This is a genomic window from Vibrio sp. (assembly GCF_048266485.1).
Classification (GTDB): Bacteria; Pseudomonadota; Gammaproteobacteria; order Enterobacterales; family Vibrionaceae; genus Vibrio.
The window spans coordinates 54388-75278 of record NZ_JBLWZK010000008.1 but is presented as its reverse complement, the minus strand read 5'-3'; the positions used below and the strand labels follow the sequence as shown (position 1 = coordinate 75278).

Here is a 20891-nt window from a genome sequence, read left to right as displayed (position 1 = left end):
CAATACATTAAGGGGGATTTTTGGTGATTATTTCGTGCTACATAAGTTTGTCATACGAATAAATATCAATGACTTATTTGTGGTTATTGGGGGGTAGGAGGCTGCATGTCATATAAATTTTGGGAACAAGCAAACCGTAATTTGATTGGTAAAACATTAAGTGAAATTCATTTTGAGCAGTTAATTGAATGTGCACCATTGAGCGCTCAAGCACCTAATACTCAAACATCGAGCAAGGAAAGTTATGTACTCGATTTCGGGGATCATCAATGGAGATTTGAAGCACAAGAAACGGTATGGGGCATGCTCAACATTGATAATGCTTCCATTCAATCGAGTCATGGTGAAGTCCCTTTATTAAATGATTTATTGATCGATTTACAACCTGTACTCAATATTTCTGATATGAATTTAGCTGGCTTTTTTGAAGAGGTTCAGCAGACGCTAAGAAGTGAGTTGCGTAGCTTGGAAGTCCAACAAGGGCTTACCGCTTTTGATATTGTCCAGTGTGATGAAATCACGAGACAAAAATATTTAAATGCTCATCCTAAATTAATCGCCAATAAAGGCCGTTTAGGGTGGGGGGAGCACGATCTTGAGCGTTATTCTCCTGAATCAGGTCAAGCATTTGCACTACATTTCTTGGCGGTGGATAAATCGATTTCTGTGTCTGGGTTTAAAGTTGGCTTAGATATTCAGGATTTATTTGCTTCTTTTGTCACCGAGCAAGAATGGCATTTGCTACTCGATAAATTGCCGTCAGATGGGTTAGATCAGTTTGATATTATTCTTGTACATCCATGGCAGTTGCAGCGTTATCTTCAAAGCCAATTTTTACAGTATTTCGTTGAAAATAAATTGATCGATCTCGGTACAACGACAGTGAAGTGGTTGGCCCAGCAATCGATTAGAACATTAACGGCAGAAATACCGAGTGTGGATGTAGACATCAAAACCGCATTAACGATCTTAAATACCTCTTGCTATCGAGGGATTCCTGGCAAATATATTGCGCATGGTGCACGTATCTCAACTTGGTTGGCGGATATTGCAAAACAAGATGTGGTTTTAAATGAGCTTGGCCTGCGAGTTCAACAAGAAATTGGTGGGGTGTATTGCCCTCATCCTTATCAATCTAAAATCGACGGGCCATATCGTTATCAAGAAATGCTGGGTTGTATTTGGCGAGAACGTGCAGAAAGCTTACTGAGTGAACACCAAAGACCTCTTTCAATGGCAACCCTAATGCAAAAAGATTTAAGTGGTGAGCCGTGCATTGAAGCGTTAATTCACTTATCAAATCGAACTCCTCAAGATTGGTTGAAAGCGATGTTTACTCATGTTGTGGTGCCTATTTATCATTTAATGGCTAAATATGGTGTGGGAATCGTAGCGCATGGACAAAACGTCACTTTGATTTTACAAAACCACTTCCCAGTTGGCTGTTTGATTAAAGATTTTCACGGTGACTTGCGATTAATCGAGCAAGATTATCCTGAGCTTTCAACACTTGATCATGATATTCAAGCCAACCTTGTTCGTTTGCCGGCTCATTATCTTATCCATGATTTACTTACTGGACATTTTGTGACGGTGCTGCGTTTTGTTTCTCCAATGCTTGAAGCTGGTGGAGTGAGTGAGCCGGAATTTTACCGATTACTAAAAAGTACTTTGCAGGACTACCAAGCTCAACATCCGGAATTGAGCGAACGTTTTAAAGCTTTAGATCTATTGACTACCCATATAGATAAGATTTGTCTTAATAAAGTACGTTTTAAAATTGGATTAGGAGATAGCAGTGAAAGGCCATTACCAGAATTAGCCGATCCTATCGCCAACCCGCTACTTATCTAGCTATTTAGACTACAGAAAAGGATAAATTCTGATTCAGAAAATATCAAAAAAAGTGCCATTGAATTGTATATAAATTTAAAACGTTATTGATACTGGTTATGATAATCATTACTATTTGTGTAGTTTGATTTGCTTAGTGAGCTTAAGGATATGTTTCGATTACAGGATGTTACGTTTGAGACTCAAAATAAAACCATTTTAAGTCCGATGTCTTTAAGCTTTGAAAAGGGCAAGATCACCAGTTTGCTTGGTCATAATGGTAGTGGGAAATCCACGTTGATTAAGATGTTAGCAAGGCAACAGCAAGCCAGCCAAGGCCGTATTTTATTAGATGAAGAACCATTATCTGAATTATCGGCCAAGGAATTTGCACTTAAAGTTGCTTATTTACCGCAACATCCCCCGTTGACTGATGGGGTCAAAGTTCGCGAGTTAGTACGCTTTGGTCGTTATCCGTGGAAAGGGTTGTTCGGCCGCTACACCTCCCAAGATGAAGAATATATCGATCAGGCCATTGAGCAAGTGGAGCTCACCCATATGCAAGATCGTTTTGTGGCGACGCTTTCTGGTGGCGAAAGACAGCGTGCTTGGATGGCGATGTTACTGGCACAAAAAAGCGAATGTATTTTATTAGATGAACCTACTTCGGCATTAGATGTTGCTCACCAATATGAATTATTAGCCTTGGTGAGAGAGTTAAACCAGGAATTAGGGTTAACCGTGATCATGGTGCTGCATGACATCAATATGGCGGCAAGATTCAGTGATCATATGGTGGCGTTACATTCAGGAAAAGTGTTAGCCAGTGGCGCGCCTGATGAGTTAATGCAGCAAGATGTTCTGCATCAAATTTACGGCATCCCACTCGATTTATTTGTTCATCCTGAATCTGGTCATGCGATCAGCTATATCCGTTAATTGGTACTCATCATATATAGATGTATTTAAAAGGAAGTTTGTATGAAAAGCTGGTTAGTCTCATTCTTAATGCTGTGGGCATCGTTTAGTTCTCACGCTGAAAGCTTTAAGCATGAGATGGGGGTAGTTACATTTAATTCCATCCCACAAAAAGTTGTGGCATTGGATTGGGTGTTGACGGAACATTTGTTAGCGCTCGGTGTGACTCCAGTAGGTATTGCGGATGTTAAGGGTTACCAAGCTTGGGTTGTCTCACCACAATTACCGGAAAGTGTTGTCAGTGTTGGTTCAAGAAGAGAGCCAAACCTAGAGCTGCTCGCACAAATGAAGCCAGATCTTATTTTGATGAGTAATGCGATGAGTCCAGCTTATCAAAAGTTGAATGCCATTGCGCCAACCATGGTGTTAAGTATTTATACTGATTCACATCAACCGATAGAAAATGCCAAATCTCAAGTTCGTAATCTCGGTAAAGTGTTACATCGTAGTGAGCAAGCAGAGCAAGTGATTGCTGATTTTGATGAAAAGATCCAAGCTAACAAACAGCGCATTGAACAGTTCGAAAAAGATTCTCAAACAACTATTTCTCCCTTGTTATTGATCCGTTTTATCGGTGAGCAACATATCCGCATCCATGGTAATGCTTCTTTATCTGGAGAAACGATTCAGTTGATGGGATTAACCAATGCTTGGCAACAGCAAGGCAATAGCTGGGGGTTTAGCTCAGCTACCGTTCAACAATTAGCGCCATTTCAAGACTCTGAAGTTTTCTATTATGGACCATTAACCGGTGATGAAAGAAAACTGCTCAATAGTAATCCTATTTGGAAAGTCATGAAGTTTGTACGTGAGCAGCGTGCCCATGAGTTACCACCGGTATGGACGTTTGGCGGACTGTTAGCTGCGCAAAAGTTCAGTGATGAAGTTACTCGAGCCTTAACGCAAACCAACACTATAGAATCACAGGTTAAGGCAAAGTAGATGGACGCTGCGCTCCCGACTCCTTTTAAATTTGGTGTGATGAAATATGGTGTCTTCGTTGCGCTGATCATTGGGTTATTAAACCTATTGATTAAAGCTAGTATGCCGTATTCATTACCTATTGATCAGTTGGTTCAAGCTTTATTCTCTCCTGATCAAGAAAGCTATCAGCAAGTTATCTTGCATTACAGTTATTTTCCACGTTTGATGATGGCGTTGTTGTGTGGCGCAGGATTGGCGCTTGCTGGCTCCGTAATGCAAACCGTATTAAGGAATCCATTGGCTTCACCAACCACGCTAGGTGTGGCTTCGGGGGCTCAGTTAGGGGTTGCGATTGCATTATTACTTCCTTTATCGGCTTGGCATTCCGAGTTGAGTGGTTTGTTTTGGCTGACACCGAAAACGCTCGCTTTTATCGGTGGATTAATAGCGACAGGTTTAGTGTTTTTACTGACCGCCCACAAAGGCTTTGCACCACTACAAATGGTGTTAGCAGGCATGGTGGTGACATTATTCTTAGGCTCACTCAACATGGTGTTGATCCTATTTAATGAACAGCAATTAACTGGCTTGTTTATTTGGGGAGCCGGAGCATTAGATCAAAATGATTGGAGTGGTGTCGCGCATTTATTGCCACAAATTGCGATTGCATTATTGCTCCTGCTAGTGATTCAGCGTCCATTGTCTATTTTGCAGCTCGGTGAAGATGTTGCCTCATCGATTGGCGTCAAAGTGGGGTTATTGCGGATCGCTGCTTTGGTGATTGCGGTGTTTGTCACCTCAAGTATTGTCAGTGAAGTGGGTATTATCAGTTTTATTGGTTTGGTTGCCCCAAGTCTTGCCAAATTATTAGGGGCCAGACGACTGATTTCTCAATTATTGCTCAGTACGTTAATGGGCGCGGTTTTGTTGCTTTTAACTGATCTATTAGTCATGCCTTTTGCGGGAGTGGCAGGGGAGTTATTACCAACAGGTTCAGTCACGGCTTTGATTGGCGCGCCGTGTTTACTGTGGCTATTGAATAAACAAACCTGGTCGAGTTCGCAAAAGTTTCAGCCAGGCTCTGATCCACAATTTTCTGAACAAACCTTCCTACCAGTATTTGTGATTTCAGTATTGGTGTTAGTGGCGTTTACTTTGATGTCTTTGTTTTTAGGACAAAGCCAATTCGGCTGGCAACTGAGCTTTGCACATAGCGTTTTAGATTTAAGAATGCCAAGAGTACTGGTGGCGATTTTTGCCGGTTCTGCATTGGCATTAGCGGGTAGCATTATTCAACGAATTACGGGCAACCCAATGTCGAGCCCGGAAGTGATTGGTATCAGTTCTGGTGCTGCTTTTGCTTTAGTGCTGGGCGTGTTGTTGTTTGGTTCGGTGACGCGTTTTGAGCAGTTACTGCTTGGCACTGGTGGAGCCTTATTCATCATGTTTATGGTGTGGTGGTTTAGCCGTAAGAGCCAACTTTCGCCAGTGAAAATGTTATTGACAGGTGTGGCATTAAGCGCCTTATTAGATTCATTGATTCGAATTTCATTAGCCTCTGGTAACGAGCAAGTGAAAGCCTTATTAGCTTGGTTATCCGGTTCAACTTATTTAGTGGCGTGGTCAGATTCCTTACTTTTGATCGTTGGCACGGTATTGTTAGCGGCTGGATTATTTACTTGTCACCGCTGGCTAGATTTGATGGCGCTAGGCAATATTACCGCGAGTGCTTTAGGGCTGAATACCTATCGAGTTCGACAATGTTTAATGTTGTTTGCATCGATGCTTACTGCGTTGGCTGTGATTGTGGTGGGGCCCCTGAGTTTTGTCGGTTTATTGGCACCGCATATGGCTAAATCAATGGGACAATATAGCGCACGACATCAAATGCTCTTGTCCTGCGCGATAGGCAGTAACATCATGTTATTAGCGGACTGGTTAGGTCGCAATATTTGGTTTCCTTGGCAAGTACCTGCAGGGCTGCTGGCATCACTGATTGGTGGTGGCTACTTTATCTATTTGTTAAGAAAGTAAAGTTAAATAGTAGGAATAATAAGGTTGAGCATTTAAATTCAACCTAAATTTGTAGCTTGAATAATCGATAGCTACAACATTGTATGAAGTTGGTCATAGAGCCAATATAACGGGATAATTATTATCAGATATAGTAATAATTATCATTGGTATTTCGATTATCAGTAGTGGGTTTCTATTACGATAGTGGATTATCAATAGCGTTAATCGCTAAGAAGAATGAATGGGCATTTTTTAATAAAAACAGTATAGAGAGATGAAGTTAAATGGAAATCAACATGTTAAAAGGACTCAACTTGCCACCAAAAAAATTAGCACCAGTTAGCTTGGCATTAGCGGTTGCAGGTGTTTCAAGCTTTTCCGTTCAGGCCGAAGAAAAAAGTACATCATTAGATACCGTAGTAGTGGTGGCAAGTACTGCACCTAAAAGTATTAGTGATATTCCAGGTACGGTTTGGTATGTAGATCAAGAGCGCATCGAGGAAGAAGCGCGTAGTGGTAAAAGTTTAGGGGACATTTTAGCTGCAACTATCCCCTCATTAGATATTGGTAGCCAAGGAAGAACGAATACTTCACAAAACTTACGTGGCCGCTCTGCCTTGGTAATGATTGATGGTGTATCGCTAAATTCATCTCGTTCGATTAGTCGCCAATTTGATTCTATCGACCCATTTAATATTGAACGAATTGAAGTGCTTTCAGGTGCAACTTCTGTTTATGGTGCAGGGGCAACTGGCGGCGTAATTAATATTGTTACTAAAAAAGCGCGCGATGAAGGCTTACACGCTGAAACTTATGTTGGTGGTGGTAGCAGTTTTAATAACGGTGAAGATTATGATGGAAAAATTGCCCAATCGATCAGTGGAGGTAATGAGAAGGTTCGTGGTCGACTTTCTGCTGTTTATCATGAAACAGGTGCTAAATACGATGCCAATGGCAACATCATTGTACCAGATATTACGCAAGGCTCTTTACAATACAATACCGTTTTAGATTTGATGGCAACTGGTGAATTGAATTTAACTGATAGCCAAAGCTTATCTATTCTCGCACAATATTATGATAGTCAACAAGATAGCCCTTATGGTATCGACTTTGGAACATACTTTGCTGGCTTAAGAGATGAAAGCCAACTGAATGTTCGTAGTAAAGGTTATGAATCGGATCGCCAAGGTGGCACAGAACGTTATATGGTGAATGTGAATTACTTAAATTCAGACTTTTTAAACCAACAACTAATGATTCAAGCTTCCTACCGTAAAGAAAGTTTGTCATTTATTCCTTTTATTTACGGTACATATATGGCTGCGTCAGAGCAGGATACAGAAGTAGTTAGTCTGCGTATGGCATTATTAAAAGACTTTGGTCGCTTTAACCTTTCCTATGGCCTTGATGGCTACATCGATACTTTAGATAGTAGTCAAGATATGTTTGACCAAGCAACAAGTTATGCAACAGGTGGTTTAGTTAATAAAACCTACGCCACCATTGGCAGATACCCAGGGACTGAAGTTGCCTCTGTCGCAGGCTTTATACAAGGCGAGTACAATATTACCGATGATTGGACAGTGCAGGGCGGCTATCGTTATCAATATATTAATAATAAAATTGATGACTTTGTTAGCGCCAACGCTCAATCTACGATTGCTTTAGGTGGTGCAATTTCTGCAGATACTATTGAGGGTGGTAGCACAGATTACGCGGTGGGATTATTTAATTTAGGTACTCTTTACCACATTAATAACCGTAATCAAGTATGGGCTAACTTCTCGCAAGGTTTTGACTTAGCCGATCCTGCTAAATATTACGGGAATGGTAATTATCAAACTGATGCAAATGGCCACATGAACCTAATCGATAGTGTTAATGTGTCTGAAAGTAAGTTAGAGGGAATGAAAACCAACAGTTTCGAAGTAGGTATGCGAAACCAAGTGGGTGAATTAAGTATTCAGAGCGCTGCTTATATATCATTATCAGACAAAGTGACCTCTTACGATAAAAGTACTCTTGCGGTATTAGTTTCTGATTTCGATAAACGTGTATATGGCTTAGAAGCGGAGCTTAATTATTGGTTAACTTCTAATCTACAAATAGGTGGTCTAGGTCATGTTGTCCGTAGTGAAGAAAAAGATGCTAATGGTGATTGGGTAAAATCTGCGGTCACGACATCAAGTGCATCAAAAATGGGAGCTTGGGTCGGTTGGTATGATGATATTTACGCTTTACGTTTACAAAGTAACACTATGTTTGATTTAAGTGATGATTCTGATAATGAACTGGATGGTTACACGACAGTTGATTTAACCACGTCGGTTAAATTACCAGTAGGCAGCTTAGGGTTTGGCATTCAGAACTTACTCAATGAAGATTACACCACGGTTTGGGGACAACGTGCTCAAATATATTACGGTAATTCGGCACCAGCATCGGTATTTGATTACAAAGGTCAAGGCCGAACTTATATGCTGAGTTATCAGGTTAAGTACTAATTTTCAAATTTCAGCATTATAAAAATTGATAGAAACTTACCTAAAAACAGATACATCGCGTGTCTGTTTTTTTTTGAAATACATTTTTTAGGCAAATCCCATTCTCTGAACCATACTGAAATTATGACGGTTTTATTATTCAACCTTTTTTAACTTGCATCAGGCAGGGATAGGCCAATCGAAATAAGTTGTCATCAGGCTTAATTCCAAAACCTAAAGTTAAGCTATTAGCCATCAATAATCGCTTTTAATATCCGTTTCAAAAATGGCTCGATAGTTGCTTAACTCTCACTATGTAAGCTTCGAATAACGACTTATTTGGATTGGTATTAATGTAATCGATCTCTGATGTTAAATGATGGGATTGCGGTTTTTTTAATTGCAAATTAGATGCTGCATTTATCAAAGAGGAATGGATATGCAACGAGTTGTATTTAAGTTTTCGTTGGAAGAATATCAGCAACGCTTACTTAAAGTCCGTCAATCAATGGAAGAAAATGAACTGGACTTATTAATCATTCATGATCCTTCCAATATGGCATGGTTAACTGGATATGATGGTTGGTCTTTCTATGTCCCTCAATGTGTTGTGGTATCGACTAGCGGTGAGCCAATTTGGTTTGGTCGCTATTTAGATGCTAATGGAGCATTTAGAACTGTCTATATGGCAGCTGAGAACGTCTTTTATTATCCCGACTACTATGTAATGAATCCTCATTTACACCCGATGGAATATTTGGTTAAAGCTGTTCTTACACCTAAATTATGGGACCGTGGGCGTATTGGCGTTGAAAAGGATAATTACTATTTTAGTGCTACGGCATTCGAGTGGTTGAGAGATAGTTTACCGAATGCACAGTTATTAGATGCAACGGGTTTAGTCAATTGGTGTAGGGCGGTGAAATCGGAGCAAGAACTATTGTATATGTATCACGCTGCAAGAATCGTTGAAAACATGCACAGAGTCGCCTTTGACATGATTGAGCCAGGATTACCAAAGCATCACTTGGTTGCGGAGATTAATCGTCAGGCTGTATTAGGTTATGAAGGGTACTTTGGTGACTATGCTTCGATTGTACCGATGCTACCTTCTGGTGCAGATGCTTCAGCGCCACACCTAACATGGGATGATCAGCCCTTTAATAAGGGTGAAGGTACCTTTATTGAAATGGCGGGAGTACATCGTCGTTATCATTGCCCATTATCTAGAACGATATTTTTAGGTGAGCCAGACGATGAATTTAAACGCGCCGATGAAGCGTTAACCATTGCCTTAGAGGCCGCGATGGATATCGCGAAGCCCGGGAATACTTGCGCTGATGTAGCTAATGTATTGCAAACCATTTTAGATAAAGCTGGTTTTGATAGAGCTGGGGCTCGTTGTGGTTATCCGATTGGTTTGAGTTATCCGCCGGATTGGGGGGAGAGAACCATGAGCTTACGCAGTAGTGATGACACGGTATTGCAAGAAGGCATGACGTTCCATTTGATGCCTGGTCTTTGGTTTGATAGTTGGGGATTGGAAACAACCGAAAGTATTGTGATTACATCACTTGGCGCTCAAGCTTTGTGTGATTATCCACGCCACTTGTTTATTAAGCATTAGAGTTTTCAATCACTAAGGATGACAGGATTTAATAGGCTGGAGGTATGATGCAGCTTGATCAATATGATATGAAAATACTGCAAATTTTGCAGGAAAATGGACGTATTACTAAATCGCAATTAGCGGATGAAATTCATTTATCTGTTAGCCCATGTTGGGAGCGAGTTAAAAAGCTTGAAAAAGCCGGCATCATTGAAGGTTATGGTGCTAGAGTAAACATCAATCAAATTTTAAAGCGCACGTCGGTTTTGGTAGAGGTTTCTCTAAAAGAACATCATTCGAGAGCGTTTAAACGGTTTGAATCGTTAATGTGTGAAACTCCAGAAGTTACGGATTGCTATGCCACTGGTGGTGGGGTTGATTACATTATCAAGGTACAGGCACAAGATATTGATCAATACCAACGTTTAATGGATTTATGGCTTGATTCCGACCTTGGAATTGATCGTTATTTTACCTACATCGTAACAAAAACTATCAAGCAAAATGCCACGTCAGTAGAAAGCCATTATTGAAATAATGATAGTCAGTTAACGTCACCAGAAAAAATCCCTGAATTCTGGTGACTCAACAGAAAAAAACATACCTTAATCTCTTTTCTTCAAAAACATAATTACTCGGTTTTCCTTATCTTTTAACTATGAGCTAATTCTTATACTCATACTTTGATAGGACGGGAGGGCATTATGGGATTTTCTGATCGAGATATTTATTCCACCAATGAGTCAAATAACCACCAGTCTGTTCATTATGTTAATAACAATGAGCATAAAGCTTCGCATGAAATGATGACGTTACTGGATGATGTTCGTCTAGTCAGAAATCACGCTTACATTAGTGGAAAATGGCAATGTGGTGATAGTTTTCATGCGGTTGAAAATCCTGCCAATAACCAAACTATTGGCTATATCAGTATGTTGAGCGAGCTACAAATAGAACAAGCAATTGAAGCTGCAGATGAAGCTTTTCAACCATGGCGAAAATTAAGTGCCGATCAGCGAGCGGATTTTCTAATGAATTGGTATTACGCCATTTTAGAAGCCAAGCAAGATTTGGCGTATTTAATGGTGGTTGAACAGGGTAAAACGCTTGCTGAAGCAGTAGGTGAAGTGGAATATGGCGCGTCCTTTATTCGTTGGTTTGCTGAAGAAGCGCGTCGTAGTTACGGGCATACTATTCCCAGTCACATCAACAATGCGCAACTTTCTACGCTGCGTGAGCCGATTGGCGTGGCGGCTTTAATTACCCCTTGGAATTTCCCTAATGCGATGATCACACGCAAAGCGGCCGCGGCATTAGCCATTGGTTGCACTGTGGTGATTAAGCCTGCTAGTGATACGCCATTTTCAGCGCTTGCTTTAGCGGAACTGGCCGATCGTTGTGGCTTTCCTGCTGGCGTCTTTAATGTCGTGACAGGTGAGGCGGCGATGATTTCAAAAACCTTGTGTGCGTCTCCTGTGATTAAAGCGTTGTCGTTTACTGGTTCAACACCAGTAGGCAAATTATTGCTAAAGCAAGCAGCAGATACAGTAAAAAAATGCAGTATGGAATTGGGCGGTAATGCGCCATTTATTGTGTTGGATGATATGGATATGGATCAGGCGGTTCATGCTGCTATCGATGCTAAGTTTCAAACCTCAGGACAAGATTGTTTAGCGGCTAATCGTATCTTTGTGCCCCGTCGTCACTATGAAACGTTTTTGGATAAGTTTGCCAAGGCAATGAATGACATGGTGGTGGGCAATGGGCTTGATCCGAAAGTCACACTGGGGCCGCTTATTTCGGCGAATGCTGCCCAAAATGCTGCACGTTTAGTCGGTGATGCCATCGATAAAGGGGCGCGTTTAGTTTCCCAGTATCAAGGCCATTTATCAGGAGTGAACTTTTTCCCGCCTACCTTGCTTGCGGATGTGACTCCGGATATGGCGGTGTATCGCGAAGAGAACTTTTGTCCTGTTGCAGGTGTGATCCCTTATGACGATGTAGAGCAAGTGATTGAAATGAGCAACGATACCGAATATGGCTTAGCGGCTTATGTCTATGGCCACGATATTCATGATATTTGGCGCTGCATGCGAGGGTTAGAATTTGGCATGGTGAGTGTTAATTCCGTCAAGATGACCGGTGGGCCAATACCATTTGGCGGCGTTAAACAATCGGGTCTCGGGCGAGAAGGAAGCTGCCACGGCTTTGATGAATTCAGTGAGATTAAATACTGCTGCTTAGGGCAACTACCAACGGCGAGTGGCTCTTAATATACCTGTCGTACTTGAAGCTGAAGCTTGGTTAACGGCGTTCATTCGCCCCGCTATCTTTTATTAAGAAAGCCATAGGCTAGCTATGCTCATGGGGTCTCATTCACTTGTCGCCTCACTGCAACTCCAATTACTTTGGGTATATACCCAAGTGAATCGATGAATGGAAGGAGAAAAGATATGACTAAATCAACAGAGCAACTTTTAAAAACCGACCGCGAGAGCATTTTTCACTCTTCGACTCATTTGAAGCAGTACGCCGCAGGTGAGTTGCCAGGTCGTATTATTACTGGCGCGAAAGGGTTGAAAATTACCGATTCGGAAGGCATTGAACTTCTTGATGGTTTTGCCGGTTTATATTGCGTCAACATTGGTTATGGGCGCGAAGAAATGGCCGATGCTATTTATGAACAAGCAAAGAAACTGGCCTACTACCATACTTATGTGGGCCATACTAATGAGGCATTAATTGAGCTTTCTGATCGAATTTTAAAGTGGGCTCCAGATGGCATGAGCAAAGTCTACTACGGTCTATCTGGCAGTGATGCCAATGAAACTCAGCTCAAACTGGTGTGGTATTACAACAATGCTCGAGGAAAGCCAGAGAAGAAAAAAATCATCTCGCGTGAGCGTGGCTATCATGGTTCTAGTATTGCATCTGGCTCCATGACGGGCTTACCGATTTTCCATGCGCATTTTGATCTACCACTTGAACGGATTAAGCACACAATGTCGCCTTATTATTATCGCCGTGAAGTGGATAAAATGAGTGAAGAAGAATTCTCTCAACTCTGTGCTGACCATCTGGAAGCACAAATTTTAAAAGAAGATCCCGATACCGTCGCAGCAATGATTGCAGAACCAGTACTCGGAACGGGTGGCATTGTGCCACCTCCAAGTGGATATTGGCCGGCAATTCGTAAGGTGCTCGATAAATACGACATATTACTGATTGCTGATGAAGTGGTGTGCGGCTTTGGTCGATTAGGGGTGAACTTTGGTTCAGATTTGTATCAAATGAAACCAGATCTTATGACGGTCGCAAAAGGGTTAACTTCTGCGTATTTGCCTCTATCAGGCGTGATTATTGGCGATAAAGTGTGGTCGGTTTTGGAAGATGGTACTGATCAATGGGGTGCAATTGGTCATGGTTATACCTACTCAGGACATCCGATGGGCGCTGCGGCGGCGTTATGTAATCTTGATATTATTGAACGTGAAGGACTGGTGGAGAATAGCCGAGTCGTCGGGGAATATTTACAACAGAAAATGCATGCGAAATTTGTCGATCATCCCATGGTTGGTGATACCCGTGGAGTAGGCTTGTTACATGGGCTTGAGTTTTCGTCAGATAAAGACCATCGCACCCAATTTGATCCTAGCTTAAAAGTCGGGCCACAAGTGGCGGCAGCGTGCTTAGAACGAGGCTTAATTGCTCGTGCCATGCCACATGGAGATATTTTAGGATTTGCGCCACCTTTAATAGCAACCAAAAGTGATATTGACCAGATCGTAGATATGACAGAGCAAGCGGTCAATCAGGTGCTGGATAATCTGATTAAGCAGAAGTTTTGGTGCTAATCGTTTCTGTATTAAGTAAGTGTAAAAGTTGAGTAAACACTAGAGTTAACGTAAAAAGCATTTCTTCCTACATCTTTGCTTATAAAAGAGAGAAGGGACAGAAATGCTTTTTTGTGTATCTGATACTATTTCATTTTGATGGAAAACTTAGCTTTCTCATGAGTTGATTTTTCTTTGTTCTGTATTTCATCTGGTTCTGGCGAAACTGAATGTATATGCAGTGTTTGGGTTGGAAATGCTACATCAGCACCGTGTTTATGCACAATGGTTAATACTTGCAATAAAACATCCTGTTTGACTTCATGAAAGCGTACCCAGGCGACGGTTTTAGTGAACGCGTAGATAAAGAAATTCAATGACGATTGACTAAAGGTATTGAAGTTAACAATAATGGTTTGGCGAGAGTCAATATCAGGGTGATTGGTGACCATTTCGCGGACGTCTTTAATGATCGCGTCGACTTTATGGGCATCTTGGTAGCGTAAGCCAATAATTTCGTTGATTTGTCGATTGTGCATTCGTGATGGATTTTCGACTACGATATTACTAAAAATTGCATTGGGTACATATAATGGACGCTTATCAAACGTTCTGATAATCGTCATGCGCCAACCGATTTTTTCGACAGTACCTTCTATGTTTCTATCTGGTGAGCGGACCCAATCTCCGACTTTAAAAGGGCGATCAAGGTAGACCATCATTCCACCAAAGAAGTTTGAAAGGAGATCTTTGGCTGCCAAACCAACAACTAAACCACCGACGCCGCCAAAGGTCAGCAAACCAGAAAGACTTAACCCTAAAGTTTGCATTACCGTCATTGTACCGATCACAAAGATAATCAATCTGACTACTTTCGATAAAGCCTGAACGGTCGTTTCATCTCGTTTGTTATTTCGTAAAACCACTAATTCAACATTGCTGACGAGTCTAAATAAAGTCCAGACAACCAAAGCAATTCCCATTAGGATTTGAACTGTGTAGATCCAAGTTATCGAACGATCTAATAAATCTTCGAGTAAAACGCCAATACCTATCAGCATCGGCCAGCACCAGATCAATGTGCTAATAGGCGCTTGTAAGGAATGAATGATAACATCATCCCACTGTAAAGCAGTATGGTCAGTAATACTGATTAGGCGAGAACAAACAAAGCGCCATATTAACCAAATGATGAAACTGAGAATACCGATAGCAATTAAATCAGTCGCCCAATTATAAGAGTATTCTGTGAGAAAATTATAAATATTATCAAAAAATGCTTTCAAAGTGATTACCTGTGAAACGATGATTAATTGGGCGTTAAGCTAACAAATATCTTAGTTTATTCCTACTCTTATCATTAACTAGATCAATAATTCTTTTTCTTAGGGCAGATTACGTATTGGTTCGATTTTTTATGATAGAAAATACAAACATTTAGCCATGAGTGTTAAAAATGAAGCTAGCTTAAGCGAGGTTTACATTTTTGATTAATAACGAGTTGGCGTTAAAAGAAAGAGTTGATAGGGTTTATCGATCTTTTTTCATTATTTCTTAATGTTCATTAATTTGAAAGGCTATATCAAAATATGAAATCTTCAATTAAACAGTTTGCAGTTATTGGATTAGGACGTTTTGGGCGTTCAGTATGTGAAGAGTTATGTGATGCAGGCGCAGAGGTACTTGCAATCGACATCAATGAAGAAAAAGTGAAAAGTGTCTCTTCTATTACTACCAATGCGATCGTGGCAAATTGTACCAATGAAGAAACAGCGCAAGAGTTAAAGCTTGAAGAATATGACATGGTAATGGTGGCGATTGGTTCAGATGTGAATGCCAGTATTTTAACGACTCTAGTAGTTAAAGAGTTAGGAGCAAAAAATGTTTGGGTTAAGGCTAACGATAAATTTCACGCTAAAATCGTACAGAAAATTGGTGCTGATCATGTAATTTTACCTGAAAGAGACATGGGGATTCGAGTTGCTCGTCAAATGCTAGATCGTCGAGTATTTGATTTCCATGATATCGGTAGTGGCTTGGCTATCACTGAAATCGTTATTGCACTTAAAAATATGGGGAAAAAATTGAGAGATTTATCCTTGTGTAAAGATCCTGATATGAAGGTGCTTGCGATTAAACGTGGGCCTGAAATTATTGATTCACCAGAATATGATACAAACCTTGAAATGGGCGATATTTTATTCATTGTCGGGCCGCAAGATATCATGACTCATAAAATGAAATCGATGTAATAGGCTATCTATGAAGTTATTAGAAGTGAAAGGTTCAGTCTTTACCATTAAACAAGATGGTGAGAAAAAAGGCTGGTCTGAACCTAAAATTATACTAGGTAGCTTTCTTTCTATCTTAATGCCTGCGGCAGTATTACTGACTCTCCCTGTTTTTTCTGTGTCTGGTTTGTCATTTACTGATGCGCTCTTTACTGCAACGTCTGCGATTAGTGTGACTGGTTTAGGTGTGGTTGATACCGGGCAACACTTTACTATCGAGGGGCAAATATTATTGCTGCTACTGATGCAAATCGGTGGTCTCGGTCAAATGACGTTATCGGCAGTTCTTCTTTACATCTTTGGTGTCCGTTTGAGCTTAAAACAGCAAGCGGTAGCGAAAGAAGCTTTAGGTCAAAGTAAGCATGTTAATCTGAAGAAATTGGTCATGAAGATTATTATCTTCGCTTGTATGGCAGAACTCATTGGTATGGTGATTCTATCCTTTACTTGGGTACCTGAGATGGGTTGGAATAAAGGGCTGTATTATTCCTTGTTCCATTCGGTTTCAGCGTTTAATAATGCCGGTTTCTCTCTATTTTCTGACAGTATTATGGGGTATGTAGCAGATCCAGCGATTACCTTTCCTCTTGCCGGTTTATTTATCATTGGTGGTATTGGTTTTACCGTTATTACTGATGTCAGTGCTAATTGGCGTCGTGGATTTCGTGGTTTTAATCTACATACCAAAATCATGTTAACGGCGACGCCTATTTTATTACTATTTGGCACCATTATGTTTTGGTTGTTGGAGCGCAATAACCCTGCAACAATGGGAAATTTAACTGAAGGTGGACAATGGCTAGCCGCTTTTTTTCAATCAGCAACTGCACGTACTGCTGGCTTTAATAGTATTGATATTTCACAATTAACTGAGCCAGCTTTGCTTATTATGATTATTTTAATGCTAATTGGTGCTGGTTCTGCATCAACGGGGGGTGGCATTAAAGTGTCTACGTTCGTGGTTGCCATTGTCGCAACTTGGGCATTTTTAAAGCAAAATCAACATGCGGTTTTATTCCGTAGAACGGTCAGTTGGCCTAAAGTGACTCGTGCATTAGCGATTATTGTAGTCAGCGGTATTATATTAACGGGATCTATGTTTCTATTGATGCTTACTGAAAAAGCCAGTTTTGATAAAGTGATGTTTGAAACTATTTCAGCATTTGCAACAGTAGGGGTTTCGGCCGGATTAACCGCAGAGTTATCAGAGTCTGGCAAATATATCATGGTAGTGATCATGATTATTGGCCGTATCGGCCCTTTGACTTTGGCGTATATGTTAGCAAAACCAAAGCCAACTTTATTGAAATACCCAGAAGATAACGTTCTGACTGGTTAATGAATTTAATATTTAGATCACTTTCTTATAGGGTTTGGTATTAATTTAAAATGATGTGTTAAGCGAGCCGATAGAATTCTCGCTTCAACGTATAAATAACGAGGTTTACATGCGCACGATTGGTAATATTTTATGGTTTCTATTGGGTGGCGTATTCATGGGGTTGTTTTGGTGGTTAGCGGGTCTGATTTGTATTTTAACGATTATCTGCATTCCTTGGGCTAAATCGTGCTTTATTATTGGAACTTTTACCTTTTTTCCGTTTGGCAAAGAAGCCATTAAGCGAAATGAACTAACCTTTAAAGAAGATATTGGTACCGGCTTTTTAGGAATGCTTGGTAATGTTGTGTGGTTTGTTTTTGCTGGTATTTGGTTGGCACTAGGGCATTTAGCATCAGCATTAGCTTGTTTTGTGACAATTATCGGTATTCCTTTTGGCATTCAACACATTAAATTAGCGGTTATTTCATTGGCACCAATTGGCCAAACGATCGTTAAGAAATACTAAAGTTATTAAAAGGAAACAATATGCAAGCACAAGTAAAATGGGTTGATGGTTTTCAGTTTATCGGTGAGTCACAGTCTGGTCATTCTGTTGTGATGGATGGTAATAGCGGAAAAACAGCACCAAGTCCAATGGAGATGGTATTAATGGCGGCGGGGGGTTGCAGCTCAGTTGATGTGGTTGATAGTCTAAAAAGTGCAGGACAAAAAATTAAAACTTGTGTTGCTAAGCTGACTGGTGAGCGTCGAGAAACTGCACCAAAAGTATTTACCGAGATTAACATTCACTTTGAATTAACTGGTGAACAATTAGATGAAGCACTAATAGAAAAAGCCGTGTCGGAATCACTAGAGAAATATTGTTCGGTTTGTTTAATGCTTGGGGCGAGTGTTACGATGACACATAGTTGGTCAATTATTTAAGAGCTTGGTTTGGAAACAATAAAAGTTTTCTAATTTAGTTGATTTTACTAGATAACTTTACTTAACTATCTGATAATAAATAATTATTGATATTTTGGAGATGGAACATGGATAATAAATTAGTTGCAATTATTTTAGCGGTATTACTTCCACCTGTGGCTGTATTTTTGAAGTGTGGTGTAGGTAAAGATCTACTGATTAACGTAATATTGTGTTTCTTGTTCTTCTTCCCAGCGATGATTCATGCTTTATGGCTTGTGACTAAATAACAGTAAAGAAGAACAGATGATACTATACTCAAGTGATTTCAAGATGCAGAATTCAGAGTTATCACCCAAGGCTTTAGGCAAGGATGATTGACGAAGGGATGTAAGCAGCTTTCAAATCGATCAGACTCGGTATGAAAGCTTGTTTTGCTCTTGCTGAAACTCGCACCTTGAAATGACTTGGGTGTATATACTACGCCTAGTGCTTTATGTGCTGGGCGTTTTTTATTTATGGAAGAGTTAATGAGTATTGATACTAAATGGCTAGAAGACTTTATAGTTCTTAGTGAAATGAAAAATTTTTCGAGAGCTGCTGAAGCTAGGTTTATCACTCAACCCGCTTTTGGGCGACATATTAAAGCACTGGAGGAAGCTGTTGGATTACAGCTTATTGATAGAACAACACACCCTATAAGTTTAACTCCTGCCGGTAAGCAATTTAGGACTACTGCGAGAAATTTAGTCCAACAACTTGAGCATGGTCTAACCCAGTTAAAAGGTATGGAACAACAACTTTTTACGCCATTAAAAGTTGCCACACCACACTCTTTAGCTTCTCCATCATTAATGAACTTAGTAGAACAAGTCCATGTTGGTTATGAGTTACCATATAGTGTTGATGTACTTAGAGTTGATCAAGCAAGTCAATCTTTGATAGATGGACAAAGCGATATTTTATTTGCATTTGATGTTATGGAGCTCTTACAACCCCCATTTCAAAATATCCCAGTTGGGAAAGGACACTTTCTATTAGTGTCAGCTGTTGATAAAGCAGGACACCCTATATTCAATCCATTTTTAGAAAGTACGTTACCATTATTACGTTACTCATCAGAGAGCTATAGTGCTCGTTTGATTGAGAGCCATGTAGGTACTGATTTTGGATTCTCTTTTAAAACCTGTTTTGAATCATCGATGTGTCAATTGCACAAGGATATGGCGATGAGAGGGAAAGGACTCGCTTGGTTGCCTAGTAATTTGATTATTGATGAGCTTAAAAATGGTCAATTATTCTCTTTTAATACTGAGAAGTGGTGTGTGCCGTACCAAATGAGAGTTTATCGAAATCAAAGTCGACTCAGCGATCAGGGGGAAACATTTTGGAAACAACTAACAAAACAAGTTCAAGAAGGTTGGTCTTTAAGTTAAATAGATCATTTTCCTCATACTGTTTAGGCACTAAGTTTATTAAATAATGCCGAAATGGCATTGCCATATCAATAAAGGCATTTCTCATAAGTTCGTATACATTGCACACTTAAGCAATCGATTGCTTTTATTGGTGCAAATGTAATGAAGAAACTCACATTAACCGAATTTATACATCATATCCCTAAAGCTGATCTTCATTATCACCTCCTTGGTGGTGTAAGAATGGCAACTATGTTGGATTTAGCTCAAAAATATCACCAACCTTTGACTGAAAATGAGGCAAAGACTTATTACCGTGAATACCAAAGTGAAACGGGGTCTACGAAAGGTGGAATTGCAGCATTGACGTATTTGTATCAATTAATGAAGCAGCCTGAAGATTATTATCGTGTTTTATTGGAAGTTGCAGAAGATGCCCACACATGTGGTGTTTTGTATATTGAAACATTTTGGAACCCTAGTGATACGTCGCTTCAATATCAATGTGTGAATAACTCCTTAGTACAAGCGATTGATGATGCTTATGAAAAATGGGGTATTGTCATTCGTTTGATACCATCAATTAATCGAGAGAAAACCCCAGAAGTTGCAGTTGAAATGGTCGAAACTATGCTGCTTCACCCACACCCTTATGTAATTGGTATCGGTATTGATTATAAAGAACATGACGCCCCCGTTGAGCAATTTTGGAAAGCATATCGTTTAGCAAAACAACATGGTTATAAATTAACGGCTCACTGTTCGGAGTTTGGTTTACATTGGAGAAATGTTGAATCAGGTATTGAATTGATTGGTATTGACCGAGTCGATCATGGCTATAGCATTATTGAAAATAAAGAACTAACACGCCAGTACGCTCAATCTCAAATTCCATTTACAGTTGTACCATCAAACACTTATTTTTTAAATAAATGGCCAGATTTTAACGAATGGAAAAACAACCATCCTATCCGAGCCATGGCTCAGGCTGGTTTAAATATCGTGCCATGTACTGACGATTGGCATATGCATAATACTAACAGTGTTAATTGTTATCGTACCATGGTGGAAGATTTAGGTTTCGATGTCATGAGTTTGAAAACTTTTATTATCAATAGTTTGAAATCTAGTTGGTTACCTAAAAAACAAAAAGAGGAATGGATAGATAAGTGGGGGCTGCAGTTTGATGAATATTATAAACAATTGAGCTTTTGCCACTCTAGACCGGAAGCACAACAAATTAAATATAGAAACTAAT

At 40.1% G+C, this 20891-nt stretch carries 17 protein-coding genes; 16 read left to right on the top strand and 1 reads right to left on the bottom strand.

Features of this window, described 5'->3' with window-relative positions; genetic code table 11:
* The first annotated feature begins 105 nt into the window (after positions 1 to 105).
* The 9 genes from ACN0T8_RS10815 to ACN0T8_RS10775 all read left to right on the top strand — a co-directional run bounded on the left by ACN0T8_RS10815 (position 106) and on the right by ACN0T8_RS10775 (position 13700).
* Positions 106 to 1854 carry an IucA/IucC family protein gene (locus ACN0T8_RS10815; protein WP_417880631.1) on the top strand — a complete coding sequence of 583 codons (1749 nt, stop codon included), beginning with the start codon at positions 106 to 108 and terminating at the stop codon, positions 1852 to 1854.
* Positions 1855 to 2004: 150 nt separating this feature from the next.
* Positions 2005 to 2772 (top strand): ABC transporter ATP-binding protein, encoded by a 768-nt coding sequence (locus tag ACN0T8_RS10810; RefSeq protein ID WP_417880630.1) that lies wholly within the window; start codon positions 2005 to 2007, stop codon positions 2770 to 2772.
* 42 nt (positions 2773 to 2814) lie between these two features.
* Complete coding sequence (locus ACN0T8_RS10805) at positions 2815 to 3753, top strand: ABC transporter substrate-binding protein (RefSeq protein WP_417880629.1); 939 nt, start codon at positions 2815 to 2817, stop codon at positions 3751 to 3753.
* Positions 3754 to 5769 (top strand): Fe(3+)-hydroxamate ABC transporter permease FhuB, encoded by a 2016-nt coding sequence (gene fhuB, locus ACN0T8_RS10800; RefSeq protein WP_417880628.1) that lies wholly within the window; start codon positions 3754 to 3756, stop codon positions 5767 to 5769. It begins immediately after the preceding gene.
* 278 nt (positions 5770 to 6047) lie between these two features.
* Positions 6048 to 8258, top strand: coding sequence for a TonB-dependent receptor (locus tag ACN0T8_RS10795; protein WP_417880627.1), 2211 nt, complete (start codon positions 6048 to 6050; stop codon positions 8256 to 8258).
* A 418-nt stretch (positions 8259 to 8676) separates the two neighbouring features.
* Positions 8677 to 9864 carry a M24 family metallopeptidase gene (locus tag ACN0T8_RS10790; protein ID WP_417880626.1) on the top strand — a complete coding sequence of 396 codons (1188 nt, stop codon included), beginning with the start codon at positions 8677 to 8679 and terminating at the stop codon, positions 9862 to 9864.
* A 47-nt stretch (positions 9865 to 9911) separates the two neighbouring features.
* Positions 9912 to 10379 (top strand): Lrp/AsnC family transcriptional regulator, encoded by a 468-nt coding sequence (locus ACN0T8_RS10785; RefSeq protein ID WP_417880625.1) that lies wholly within the window; start codon positions 9912 to 9914, stop codon positions 10377 to 10379.
* A gap of 270 nt (positions 10380 to 10649) precedes the next feature.
* Positions 10650 to 12119: an NAD-dependent succinate-semialdehyde dehydrogenase gene (locus ACN0T8_RS10780; RefSeq protein WP_417880695.1), complete on the top strand. Its 1470-nt coding sequence runs from the start codon at positions 10650 to 10652 to the stop codon at positions 12117 to 12119.
* A gap of 180 nt (positions 12120 to 12299) precedes the next feature.
* On the top strand, positions 12300 to 13700 hold the full coding sequence (locus tag ACN0T8_RS10775) for an aspartate aminotransferase family protein (protein WP_417880624.1): 1401 nt from the start codon (positions 12300 to 12302) through the stop codon (positions 13698 to 13700).
* Between the two features lie 125 nt (positions 13701 to 13825).
* Here the strand turns inward: ACN0T8_RS10775 and ACN0T8_RS10770 are convergent, their stop codons facing one another.
* The gene (locus tag ACN0T8_RS10770; protein WP_417880623.1) at positions 13826 to 14965 is read right to left on the bottom strand and encodes a mechanosensitive ion channel family protein; all 1140 of its coding nucleotides are present in this window, start codon (positions 14963 to 14965) and stop codon (positions 13826 to 13828) included.
* Between the two features lie 303 nt (positions 14966 to 15268).
* On the opposite strand from ACN0T8_RS10770, the gene ACN0T8_RS10765 reads away from it, so the two are divergent.
* The 7 genes from ACN0T8_RS10765 to ACN0T8_RS10735 all read left to right on the top strand — a co-directional run bounded on the left by ACN0T8_RS10765 (position 15269) and on the right by ACN0T8_RS10735 (position 20890).
* Positions 15269 to 15931, top strand: a complete 663-nt coding sequence (locus ACN0T8_RS10765) for a potassium channel family protein (RefSeq protein ID WP_417880622.1) — start codon at positions 15269 to 15271, stop codon at positions 15929 to 15931.
* Positions 15932 to 15941: 10 nt separating this feature from the next.
* Positions 15942 to 17309, top strand: a complete 1368-nt coding sequence (locus ACN0T8_RS10760) for a TrkH family potassium uptake protein (RefSeq protein WP_417880621.1) — start codon at positions 15942 to 15944, stop codon at positions 17307 to 17309.
* Positions 17310 to 17418: 109 nt separating this feature from the next.
* Positions 17419 to 17817, top strand: a complete 399-nt coding sequence (locus ACN0T8_RS10755) for a YccF domain-containing protein (protein WP_417880620.1) — start codon at positions 17419 to 17421, stop codon at positions 17815 to 17817.
* Positions 17818 to 17837: 20 nt separating this feature from the next.
* Positions 17838 to 18236, top strand: coding sequence for an OsmC family protein (locus ACN0T8_RS10750; protein ID WP_417880619.1), 399 nt, complete (start codon positions 17838 to 17840; stop codon positions 18234 to 18236).
* Positions 18237 to 18343: 107 nt separating this feature from the next.
* Positions 18344 to 18505 (top strand): YqaE/Pmp3 family membrane protein, encoded by a 162-nt coding sequence (locus ACN0T8_RS10745; protein WP_417880618.1) that lies wholly within the window; start codon positions 18344 to 18346, stop codon positions 18503 to 18505.
* A 240-nt stretch (positions 18506 to 18745) separates the two neighbouring features.
* On the top strand, positions 18746 to 19651 hold the full coding sequence (locus ACN0T8_RS10740) for a LysR family transcriptional regulator (protein WP_417880617.1): 906 nt from the start codon (positions 18746 to 18748) through the stop codon (positions 19649 to 19651).
* A 144-nt stretch (positions 19652 to 19795) separates the two neighbouring features.
* A complete protein-coding gene (locus ACN0T8_RS10735) occupies positions 19796 to 20890 on the top strand; it encodes an adenosine deaminase family protein (protein ID WP_417880616.1) in 1095 nt (364 codons plus the stop codon).
* Position 20891 lies beyond the last annotated feature (1 nt).